We start from the raw sequence: 10,548 nt of genomic DNA on the forward strand, positions 1-10,548 counted from the left end.
TCTGTTTTTTGAGTTCTCCTTACTTTATTTTATCTTTTCTTTATAAACAGTCTCTAAGGGTTACCGGTTCATTCACCCTTAAATCTGTTGCCAGCCAAGTTTGCCTCCCTGCTGCCGTCCGCCCCAATTTCCGGTGTAACTGGTACTCTAGAGGTTGGGAAGAAGTCGATTGAACCGATAAAACTTGTTCCGGTTGTAACATTGGAAGTGAGAGGTGGGGTAATGAGGGAATGGGGAAAATTTTGATTTAATTTAGACCTGATGTAAATTATAGCGCTACCTGCTGGGCCTTGACAGGGAAAGGAAGAAACCAGCCTATTGGGATTTGAGTAGCCAGGGATACTAAAACTTCTAGAATTTCTCACCCTAGATTAATTTTAATCCAGTATTCTAGACAAGATAGTGAGCTAATCAAGGGATATTTATGGGTTTAACCGAAAATTTAAATAAGACATCCCAAGCTGTTTTTGCTAACCTCTCTGCAAGCATTAAAGCCAGATTCAAGGAAGCAACTGAAGAATTACAGAACTCTGGGATTATCGAGCAAGCCTGTCAAAACGGAGACTTGGCTCCCGACTTCTCTTTACCGAATACAATGGGGAAAACCATCACCCTCAGTGAGTTACTTAAAGTCGGACCAGTGGTCATTTCCTTCTATCGAGGGAAATGGTGTCCGTTTTGCAACCTAGAATTACAAGCTCTCCAGCGCATCTCTCCCAACTTAAAAGATCTAGGAACGACTCTCGTTGCCATTTCACCTCAAACCTTTGATCATTCATCTGGCACAGTTGACCAAAATCAACTCACATTTGATGTTCTCAGCGATCGCGGTAATTCCATCGCTCGAAGCTATGGTTTAGTCTTTCGCTTACCAGAATCTCTCCGAGTCATCTATCAAAGCTTTGACATCGATCTTCCGGCTTACAATGGTGATGAAACTTTTGAATTACCTATTCCAGCCACCTACATTATCGATCAAGATGGCAAAGTAGCCCTATCTTTTATTAATGCAGATTACACTCAGCGTCTTGACCCTCGTGACATTATAAAAACGTTACGCTCTCTTAAAAATGGGCAATCTTAAAGAAAAACACAATTGACTCATTACCTATTGACTTATTACCAGCGCATAGCGCTTTAAGGGTACACTTGAGAGTGAAAAAAATATTTCAGGGAGTTCCCATGAAAGCAACAGGACATTGCCAGTGTGGTGCAGTTACCTACTCGGCCGAAGGGATGGAAACCGATGTTCATACTTGTCACTGCAACATCTGTGTACGATGGACAGGTGGCCCTGCATTTGCGGTGAGTGTTGGTCAAGTCACATTTGAAGGAGAGGAAAATATCAGTCGATTTGATTCATCAGAATGGGCAGAGCGAGGATTTTGTAGTCGTTGTGGGACTCATCTTTTCTATCGTTTGAAAGAAGCAGATCAGTATATGCTTTGGATGGGCACATTTGATGATTCAACCCAATTCAAGCTGGCCGGAGAAATCTTCATTGACCAAAAGCCCCACTTCTATGATTTAGCCGGCGATCATCCACGACTAACCGGTGAAGAATTTATGGATTCAATACTTAACAATTAAATTGATAAAGTTACGGGTAAATGAAACCCACTTTAATACCTCTTCGATTAAAATAGAGAAAGCAGTCCCCTTGATACCCTAGCGTGCAAATAACTTTTCTTGGAACTAGCTCCGGTGTCCCTACGCGATCGCGTAATGTTTCGGCGATCGCCCTTCGTCTTCCTCAAAAGTCTGAACTCTGGCTCTTTGACTGCGGAGAAGGGACTCAGCACCAATTCCAACGCAGCGACCTCAAAGTTAGCCAACTTCGGCGGATCTTCATTACCCACATGCATGGCGATCATATCTTTGGCCTAATGGGTTTACTCGCCAGTTGTGGTTTAGCCGGAAGCATGGAGCAAATCGATATTTATGGCCCCCCCAAACTGAGCGAATACCTGCAAGGATGTATCCGCTATTCCCAAACCCACTTTTCCTATCCAGTTAAGGTGCATACTGTAGAACCCGGTGTAATTTATGAAGATGCAGAATATCGCGTCATCTGCGGCCCCTTAAAACATAAAGTTCCCGCCTTTGGCTATCGAGTGCAAGAAAAAGACCGTCCAGGACGCTTTGATGTCGCTCGCGCTCAATCTCTCGGCATTCCCCCCGGCCCTCTCTATGGCAAACTGAAAAAAGGAGAATGGATTACGCTCCCTGACGGGCGCAAAATTCACGGTGCCAAACTTTGTGGCCCCACTCAAGTGGGCAGAAGTTTTGTGTATTGCACCGATACTATCTTTTGTGAAGGAGCAGTAGACTTAGCCCAAAGTGCTGATTTACTGGTACATGAATCTACCTTTGCCCATCAAGATGCCCAACTCGCCTACGATCGCCTCCATTCTACCTCTACTATGGCTGCTCAAGTTGCCCTAGCCGCCAAAGTTAAGCAATTAATGCTCACCCATTTTAGTCCCCGATATGCCCCAGGGAACGCCCTACAATTGGAAGATTTATTAACTGAAGCACGGGCAATTTTTCCCGAAACGGATATGGCCCATGATTTTCTCAGTTATGAAATTGCTCGCCAAACATCCAATCATTAAAAATCATAAAGAGATTGCGGAAAAATACCCAATATCCCTCACAATAGGAGAATGAAGCAAAAGACTCAAGTATTTATACTTAACCTGTGTTATTACGACCCTGTACCGATAAGATAAAAGGTGTGGATTATGATGCCAACTCTGCAATACTCAATCACCATGATTAAAGATGAAGCCCGTCATTTAGTTGATGTGGGTTTCGTCGAGAGATTACAGCCTATTTACAGTTTGTGCCGTTATATTCCCAGTCGAGAATGGAAATCTGTAGAATTAGAACTAGAAAACCACGGATATTTACTGCGCGATCGCATTGTTGATTTACTGGGCAGAGAAGACTGGAGAGAAGACTAACTAACCTGAGTTCGGGATAAGGGGAGAAGGAATAATAATGATGGGTTGGGCTTGAGTGCGAGATCTCTTTGGGGGATTAGTCCCCCAAACCCCCTACTGGGGAACAAGAGCGTTCCCCAGACCCCTCGCGTAAGGAGTGGTTGCTCGGAGCGCACACTCGATTGACTCGATCTGATGCCAGTAACGTTCAATGAGTCGTTCCCTCGTATAGGAGCGCACTCTTAGGAAAGAGTCGCTGTTTATTCCAAATTCAGGTTAACTAGATTTGAAGCAAGGGGTAAAAGCAAGAGAGATAAGGCAAAAACAGCTTTTACCCTTTCCTTTTTTAAGGTTTGGTTAATGACAAGTTTTCAACAGAAATGGGACAACATCTCCTACTGTTTCCCTTAACTCCATGAAAAAGAGACTCTTCTGAATTGCATCAGAAATTGAATCAGAGAGTCTCTTCGTTCTCAGGAAACAAAAAACTATAAACTGGTACTCCCAGCAGAAGGCTTCGGTTCTTCTGCTGGGGTTTCTTTGGTTTCTTCTTCTTCCTGTGGTTTAGGAGCCGGAGGAGGCGGAGAAGGAGCATCCGGGAAGATTTCCTCATAGATCTTGATATACTGATCTGCTGAAAGATCCCAACTATAATTTTGGCGCATCGCTCGCTGTTGCAGTTTTTTCCAATATTCCTTATATCGGAAGCCTTCCATCGCCTTAATCATAGAGCTAAACAAATCTAGGGGTTCGTAGCGATCGAAGCAATACCCAGTTCCTAACTCTTTCGCCGGATCGTGGAAGCTCACCGTATCCACCAAACCGCCAGTACGACGCACAATGGGAATGCAACCATAACGCATCGCTAACATTTGGCTAATACCACAAGGCTCAAACCGAGAAGGCATTAAGAACGCATCACATCCTGCATAAATGCGTCGAGCCAGGGCATCATTATAGAGCAACTGAACCGAAACCCGTCCCCGATAGCGGGAAGCCAAATCCCACATTTGCGTTTCATAATAGCGATCGCCCGTTCCCAACAACACAAACTGAGCATCCGTATATGCCATAAACCGATCCAGAATTTGTAGCGCCAGATCGATCCCCTTCTGCTCAACTAACCGGGTAACCATCCCCATTAAAAACGCCCCTTTATTGACTTCCAAGCCAATTTCTTCCTGTAAAGAGACCTTATTAATCGGGCGTTTTTCCAACGTATCTGCATTAAAATTCTGATACAGATATCTGTCCGTTTGGGGATTATAACTTTCCGTATCAATGCCATTCAAAATACCGATACTTTTACTGCTCACATAAGAGAGTAAACCCTCTAAATTTTCACCATATTCTGAGGTTTTAATCTGTTCCGAATAAGTGGGCGAAACCGTCGTCACCTTATTAGCAAATTGTACGGCTGCCGCCATGGTATTATGGCCTTCCATATACCATGGACACCAAGTAATTTGGTCTAAATACCAACGCCAAGGGCCTTGATAGGCCAAATTATGAATCGTAAACACAGTATTAATATCTGGCGTTTCATGCAACCACACCGGCAACATGCCTGCGTGCCAATCATGGCAATGGACAATACTGGGTCGCCAATAATTCCAAGCAAACTCAGCAGCCGCATTCGCAAATAATGTAAACCTCCATCCTTCATCCTCACCAAAATAGACATTGCGCCCCGAAAAAGAAGGATGGCCAAACAAATAGAGCGGCACATCAGATTTAGGTAAAAAAGCCTGATAAATTTCAAAATCTTGGAACATTGCTGTTCCTTTCCAAACCGGTTCTTCTGGGATATCTATTTTATCCGGTAAAAAACCATAATAGGGCATGAAAACCCGCACATCATGACCCTTTTTTCGTAAGACTTTGGGCAGGGCACCAACAACATCACCCATACCACCCACTTTAGCCAATGGTGCTGCTTCTGCGGCAACAAATAAAATTTTCATGTTTGCGATTAGTTTTGTAACATCTTGTCAAGGGGACGTGAAATAAGAGTAATTCTGAGATAGACTCACCGGATCTAGAGTACCGCAGGCTGTGACCAAAACCAATGGGGTAATAGGTAATAGGTAATGGCAGAGGGGTAGTGGGCTGGCAAGCTTAATTTTGGGCGTAAGAGTGTAGGTTGGGTTGAGGAACGACACCCAATACCAATTCAACCTACACTACTCACTGTAGGTTGGCTACAATTCTAACTCCTCCTCTTCAAGATCAACGTTGAGATCGGGTAAATCACCACCATTAGTTAGTCCATTAGCATCTTCCTCACTGACTGGGGTTACAGAGTTCGCAGAAACTACCGCTCCCATATCGAGTTTCTGGCGAACCTGATTTTCCACCCCTTGAGTAAACGGAAGATTGTCCTGCATATACTGAATGGTATTATCTCGTCCTTGGCCAATATTATTACCATCTTTACTGTACCAAGCGCCTTTTTTGGTAATCACTCCAGTCTCTTCGGCAATATCCAAAAGACAGCCCATGGAGGAGATCCCTTTACCAAAAATAATATCAAATTCGGCAATCCGGAACGGAGGAGCAACCTTGTTTTTGGCTACTTTCACTTTTGCCCGAATCCCGTATTCTTCTGAACCTTTTTTCAAAGTTTGGATACGTCGGATATCGAGACGCACAGAGGCATAGAACTTGAGGGCATTACCGCCAGTAGTGGTTTCAGGATTGCCATAAACAACACCAATTTTTTGCCGCAGTTGATTAAGGAAAATCACAGTACAGCCTGACTTACCAATATTACCCGTGATTTTACGCATAGCTTGGCTCATCAGCCGGGCTTGGGCACCCATGGGCGCATCTCCCATATCGCCTTCAATTTCTGAGCGAGGGACTAAAGCGGCGACGGAGTCTACTACCACAATATCAACTGCAGCCGATCGCACCAACTGATCGACCACCTCTAGAGCCATTTCTCCCGTATCGGGCTGGGAAACGAGCAAGTTTTCAATATCGACACCCAAAACTGAGGCATAGGTGGGATCTAGGGCATGTTCGGCATCCACAAAGGCGGCTACACCTCCCCCTTTCTGGACTTCAGAAATGGCATGGAGTGCTAAGGTGGTTTTCCCTGAACTTTCTGGACCATAGATTTCAATCACTCGCCCTTTGGGTAACCCTCCCCCTAGGGCTAAATCTAGGGTGAGCGCCCCCGTGGGAATGGTTTCTACTTTCATGCGCCCCACATCACCCAGGCGCATGATTGCACCTTTACCAAAACTACGCTCAATCTGGGTGAGAACGGCTTTGAGGGCCTTCTGTTTATCGGAATTTTCGCTGGTTTTTGCAGGCATAGGAGTATGTTGACGTAAACTTCATCATTGATTCCTATTGTAGACAATCTCACGCCAACATCAGACGTAATTTTTAATTTTTAACTTTTAATTTTTAATTGCTCACGACTGGGATAGGCGCTTGACCTCTTGCCCACCAAGCAATTGGTCGGCTTCTCGGAGGAGATCGGGAATGATATCAGCGTGGGGAGTGTTGGCTAAACAGGGAGCTAGGTCAACGTTAAGGTTATTGCCTTTATTGCCAGGAAACCAGTGACTGCCATTACCGAGCAAGTTATAGCGCCTTTTGGCATAGTCGACTAAATCGTAGGCTAGGGCTAGATTCCTGAGCCAAAGAATGGTGGGAATATTGATCTGGTTTGGGGTTTGTTCGGGAGTGGGCAGGCCAACATGCCAAGTTTTGTACCAAGTTTCTCCTAAAGTGGCGATCGCCGCCTCTTCTAAACGACTGAGAATTGGTGGTAAGACCTCATCAGCCCGATCTAACAGGGGTAAGACCTTCAAATGCTCGTCAAAATCACTCGGACGGGCTGCACCTAAGCTCAAAGTATGCAGTTGAGGGTGACTCAGACAAAACAAGTCATTAAACAGCATCGGACTGAGGGGAGCGCAAAGATCCACCAATTTTTGCGGCGGTTTATAAAGTTGCCCCCCTTTATCTGAAGGACTAATGATAAATACACCCATATCCTGGCTTTGAGCTGCTTCAATAGCTGGCCAGTTGGTTTGATTGATGTAGTACCAATGGAGGTTTACATAGTCAAATTCACCGGTTTCAATGGCTTGGGTAATTATATCCGTAGGGCCATGGGTGGCAAAGCCAATAAAGCGAATTCTGCCCTGTTTTTGGTATTGATGGGCTATGTCTAAACAGCCCCCAGGACGCAAAGTTTGATCGATCAGCTCTTGAGTATTAATTCCATGAATAGCCAATAAATCGATCATATCGAGTTGTAGGTTCTGGAGGGAAATTTCCAGGTTTTGGCGAAAGATTTCCGGATCTGGCTTTGGAGAAACCTTGGTTTGCACAATGAGGCGATCGCGGGGCAGTTTTGGGAAAACTTGACCCAATTGTAGCTCTGATGTCCCATATGCCCTAGCCGTTTCAATATGAGTAATTCCCACCTCCAAAGCACGGCAAAGGGTCGCTTCTAGATTTTTCTGATTATCTTTTGGAATCTTGGATCGGGGGGTATCTTGCCAGGTGTAGTGACACCACATCCCTCCACAGGAGAAGATAGGCATCGGCAGATTGGTTCTGCCAAATCGTCGATACTGCATATTTTAATTTTTAATCAATCTCACGACTGGGATAGGCGATTGACCTCTTGCCCACCAAGCAATTGGTCGGTTTCTTGGAGCAGTTTGGGAATAATATCGGCGTGGGGACTGTTGGCTAAACAGGGAGCTAGGTCAACATTAAGGTTATTGCCTTTATTGCCGGGAAACCAGTGACTGCCATTACCGAGCAGGTTATAGCGCATTTTGGCATATTCGACTAAATCGTAGGCTAGGGCTAGATTCCTGAGCCAAAGAATGGTGTGAATATTGATCTGGTTGGGAGTTTGTTCGGGAGTGGGCAGGCCAACATGCCAAGTTTTGTACCAAGTTTCTCCTAAAGTGGCGATCGCCGCTTCTTGCAAACGACTCAGAATAGGTGTTAAGACTTCATCCGCCCGATCTAACAGGGATAATACCTTTAGATGCTCGTCAAAATCACTCGGACAGGCTGCGCCTAAACTCAGGGTATGGACTTGGGGATGACTCAGACAAAACAAGTCATTAAACAGCATCGGACTCAGAGGAGCGCAAAGATCTACCAGTTTTTGCGGCGGTTTATAGAGTTGTCCTCCTTTATCCGAAGGACTAATGATAAACATCCCCACATCATGCCTTTGAGCCGCCTCAATAGCCGGCCAGTTACGTTGATTAATGTAGTACCAATGGAGGTTTACATAATCAAATTCACCGGTTTCAATCGCTTGGGTAATTATATCCGTAGGGCCATGAGTGGAGAAGCCAATAAAACGAATTCTGCCCTGTTTTTGGTACTCGCGAGCCACCTCTAAACAGCCTCCAGGACGAACCGTTTGATGGATAATCTCTTGAGTATTAATTCCGTGAATGCCTAACAGATCGATGGTATCGAGTTGCAGGTTCTGAAGGGAAGTTTCGAGGTTTTGGCGAAAAACTTCGGGGTCGGCTTTGGGAGAAACCTTCGTTTGGATAATGAACCGATCGCGGGGCAGTTTCGGTAAAATCTGACCCAATTGTAGCTCTGATGTACCATATCCCCTAGCCGTTTCGATATGGGTAATTCCCAAGTCTAACCCACGGCGAATGGTCGCTTCTAGATTTTTCTGATTATCTTCTGGAATCTCCGATAGAGCCTTATCTTGCCACTTGTATTGATAGCGCATTCCTCCACAGGAGAAGACAGGCATCGGGATATCGGTTCTGCCAAATCGTCGATACTGCATGATTGATGGGGTTGATCGGATTCAGAGGGTCTGGGAAAATGGAGCGATCGCCTTCATCGCGAACCAACACTCCTTTTCTCCAAATGTTACCCACTCCCCACTCATCCTAACACCGATCGCCAGAAGACATAAACAGTTAAAGCTAACTTACCAGTCTGACCGCAATCAACGATAAGATCATAAGATAAACTTAATATCTCTTTTGGATGGTTACGGCGCAGGTTGGACACATCCAAGGCAGACCCCAGTAACGTTTACCTATCTTCAATCGATCATGAATATGGATATCTCAGAATTAGATCATTTAGAAAACTCAGTTCAAGACTTATTATCAGCAGCCAAACTTGAACTTGAAGCGACCCGTTTAGAGCAACAACGGGATGAACAGGTTCAATCTGCTGTGGCCGAAATTGAAAAACGACTGAAACCTTTATTAGCAGATGTAGAAAAGACCCTCACTGACTTTGATAATTTCAGTTTAGGCGATAGTGTTACCCGACAAAAGTTAGAAGAAAAAGCCGCTGATTTACGTCAACAACTTGAAGAAGCCCCTATTTTAGCTGCCCAAGTGGCCGATCGCCAACTCATTCTGAATGAAGAACGCTTACTCGATGAACAATTAGCCGAGCAAACCTATCGCTGGCGGCAAGAATTAAAAGCCGATTTGCTCGATATGATTGCCGAACAAGAAGACTTTTATAGTGCTACCGATGCGGCCGTTGCCATTCGCCCCTATATTCAAGACCTCAAAGCGATTCAAGCGTTAGAAGACGTGATTGAATCCCTCATTCATCAAATTAATTTATATAGCAAAGAAGGGCCCGTTGCTCGCTTGCGAGGCTCTCATGAACAAACCCTAAATTTTATCTACGAAAAAGCCCTGGAAAACCGAGCCAGGGTAGAATTGCCTCGTAATGTTCAGCCCAAAACTCGCCATCGGGTATCGGAAAAACAACCGAATCCCTACATGCTTTTGGAGGGGAAAGTTGTGGTATTTGGAGGCCATGATAAATTAGCAACAGCAGTTAAGAATCGCCTGCGAGCATCTAAAGTGGACTTAAATTGGTGTACAGCTCAAGATGGCTTACAAATGGCTCAACAAATGGAAAGTCATATCGCCAGTGCTGATTTAGTTTTAATTATTACGGGTTATGCTAGCCATGCTCTAACAGAAAAAGCCATGCAAGCCGCTCAAAATGTGGATCTTACCCCAGAAATGATTAATACTACAGGGATGACCAAGGTTTTGGAAAGAATTGAGATAGCTTTAAAATCAAGACTTTTAGCTCGTCGGTTAAATAATTCTACTAAATCCTAGTTTTTAGGGCATTGTGCGCTGGTAATGGGTGATTATTTCCTATTTTCTAGCGCTTCGTACTATAAAAGCTAACCTTATAAAACTTGCGCTCAACGCTTGACTCTATATTTTGGCCTATTGTAAGCTGATTTTAATGTGAAGGTAATGATAAAAATGGCTTCAGAAGAACAGAAAATAACGGGTGCGCATGCAGTGGATGTGGCGATCGCCCAAGGGATTGATTTAGATGGCAGTCCCATTCCCCCAGCCAAGTTAGAGTTATATCATAACGTTATGGGTTTGGAAGCTAATCGCCAACGCAGTGGAGTCAGTAATACGATGCGATCGCGCATTGTTCGCATCGGAGCCAAGCATTTACCTCAAGATGAACTCAATCAAAAGTTACTCGATGTCGACTTTGCCCCATTAAAGGAGAAAGAAATCCGCTTTTATCAGAAAAATGGGTTGAAAACCCCGTCCTTTTAGGACGGCTTTGCGGTACA

The 10,548-nt window shown here is 44.6% G+C and carries 12 protein-coding genes; 7 read left to right on the top strand and 5 right to left on the bottom strand.

Annotated features, from left to right (window positions below; translation table 11 throughout):
* Positions 1-40: 40 nt before the first annotated feature.
* The gene (locus AC3A14_RS22590) at positions 41-202 is read right to left on the bottom strand and encodes a hypothetical protein (protein ID WP_318735470.1); all 162 of its coding nucleotides are present in this window, start codon (positions 200-202) and stop codon (positions 41-43) included.
* 222 nt (positions 203-424) lie between these two features.
* Between AC3A14_RS22590 and AC3A14_RS22595 the strand changes: the two genes are divergently transcribed.
* The 4 genes from AC3A14_RS22595 (at position 425) to AC3A14_RS22610 (ending at position 2,966) form a co-directional block, all read left to right on the top strand.
* Positions 425-1,084: a peroxiredoxin-like family protein gene (locus AC3A14_RS22595; RefSeq protein WP_318735473.1), complete on the top strand. Its 660-nt coding sequence runs from the start codon at positions 425-427 to the stop codon at positions 1,082-1,084.
* A gap of 98 nt (positions 1,085-1,182) precedes the next feature.
* Complete coding sequence (locus tag AC3A14_RS22600) at positions 1,183-1,590, top strand: GFA family protein (RefSeq protein ID WP_318735476.1); 408 nt, start codon at positions 1,183-1,185, stop codon at positions 1,588-1,590.
* Between the two features lie 83 nt (positions 1,591-1,673).
* Complete coding sequence (locus AC3A14_RS22605) at positions 1,674-2,615, top strand: ribonuclease Z (protein WP_318735479.1); 942 nt, start codon at positions 1,674-1,676, stop codon at positions 2,613-2,615.
* Between the two features lie 129 nt (positions 2,616-2,744).
* Positions 2,745-2,966 carry a DUF4327 family protein gene (locus AC3A14_RS22610; protein WP_318735482.1) on the top strand — a complete coding sequence of 74 codons (222 nt, stop codon included), beginning with the start codon at positions 2,745-2,747 and terminating at the stop codon, positions 2,964-2,966.
* Between the two features lie 467 nt (positions 2,967-3,433).
* Here the strand turns inward: AC3A14_RS22610 and glgA are convergent, their stop codons facing one another.
* From glgA to AC3A14_RS22630, 4 genes are all read right to left on the bottom strand, one after another.
* Entirely contained in the window at positions 3,434-4,909 is a 1,476-nt protein-coding gene (gene glgA / locus AC3A14_RS22615) for a glycogen synthase GlgA (RefSeq protein ID WP_318735485.1), read from the bottom strand.
* A gap of 237 nt (positions 4,910-5,146) precedes the next feature.
* Entirely contained in the window at positions 5,147-6,268 is a 1,122-nt protein-coding gene (gene recA, locus AC3A14_RS22620) for a recombinase RecA (protein WP_318735488.1), read from the bottom strand.
* A gap of 102 nt (positions 6,269-6,370) precedes the next feature.
* Positions 6,371-7,549 carry an aldo/keto reductase gene (locus tag AC3A14_RS22625; protein WP_318735491.1) on the bottom strand — a complete coding sequence of 393 codons (1,179 nt, stop codon included), beginning with the start codon at positions 7,547-7,549 and terminating at the stop codon, positions 6,371-6,373.
* Positions 7,550-7,569: 20 nt separating this feature from the next.
* Positions 7,570-8,748 carry an aldo/keto reductase gene (locus AC3A14_RS22630; protein WP_318735494.1) on the bottom strand — a complete coding sequence of 393 codons (1,179 nt, stop codon included), beginning with the start codon at positions 8,746-8,748 and terminating at the stop codon, positions 7,570-7,572.
* Here AC3A14_RS22630 and AC3A14_RS22635 point away from each other — a divergent pair.
* The 3 genes from AC3A14_RS22635 (at position 8,747) to AC3A14_RS22645 (ending at position 10,531) form a co-directional block, all read left to right on the top strand.
* The gene (locus AC3A14_RS22635; protein WP_318735497.1) at positions 8,747-8,923 is read left to right on the top strand and encodes a hypothetical protein; all 177 of its coding nucleotides are present in this window, start codon (positions 8,747-8,749) and stop codon (positions 8,921-8,923) included. The genes AC3A14_RS22630 and AC3A14_RS22635 overlap by 2 nt on opposite strands.
* Positions 8,924-9,022: 99 nt before the next feature.
* Positions 9,023-10,066, top strand: a complete 1,044-nt coding sequence (locus tag AC3A14_RS22640) for a DUF2325 domain-containing protein (protein WP_318735502.1) — start codon at positions 9,023-9,025, stop codon at positions 10,064-10,066.
* 153 nt (positions 10,067-10,219) lie between these two features.
* Positions 10,220-10,531 (top strand): small RNA NsiR4-regulated ssr1528 family protein, encoded by a 312-nt coding sequence (locus AC3A14_RS22645; RefSeq protein WP_318735505.1) that lies wholly within the window; start codon positions 10,220-10,222, stop codon positions 10,529-10,531.
* Positions 10,532-10,548 lie beyond the last annotated feature (17 nt).

It is taken from the genome of Roseofilum sp. (assembly GCF_982964205.1).

Coding starts and splice junctions, on each gene's coding strand:
- AC3A14_RS22640 (WP_318735502.1), top strand. CDS start 9,023: ATGAATATGGATATCTCAGAATTAGATCATTTAGAAAACTCAGTTCAA.
- AC3A14_RS22625 (WP_318735491.1), bottom strand. CDS start 7,549: ATGCAGTATCGACGATTTGGCAGAACCAATCTGCCGATGCCTATCTTC.
- AC3A14_RS22610 (WP_318735482.1), top strand. CDS start 2,745: ATGATGCCAACTCTGCAATACTCAATCACCATGATTAAAGATGAAGCC.
- AC3A14_RS22645 (WP_318735505.1), top strand. CDS start 10,220: ATGGCTTCAGAAGAACAGAAAATAACGGGTGCGCATGCAGTGGATGTG.
- AC3A14_RS22590 (WP_318735470.1), bottom strand. CDS start 202: ATGTTACAACCGGAACAAGTTTTATCGGTTCAATCGACTTCTTCCCAA.
- AC3A14_RS22595 (WP_318735473.1), top strand. CDS start 425: ATGGGTTTAACCGAAAATTTAAATAAGACATCCCAAGCTGTTTTTGCT.
- AC3A14_RS22635 (WP_318735497.1), top strand. CDS start 8,747: ATGATTGATGGGGTTGATCGGATTCAGAGGGTCTGGGAAAATGGAGCG.
- AC3A14_RS22600 (WP_318735476.1), top strand. CDS start 1,183: ATGAAAGCAACAGGACATTGCCAGTGTGGTGCAGTTACCTACTCGGCC.
- AC3A14_RS22630 (WP_318735494.1), bottom strand. CDS start 8,748: ATGCAGTATCGACGATTTGGCAGAACCGATATCCCGATGCCTGTCTTC.
- recA (WP_318735488.1), bottom strand. CDS start 6,268: ATGCCTGCAAAAACCAGCGAAAATTCCGATAAACAGAAGGCCCTCAAA.
- glgA (WP_318735485.1), bottom strand. CDS start 4,909: ATGAAAATTTTATTTGTTGCCGCAGAAGCAGCACCATTGGCTAAAGTG.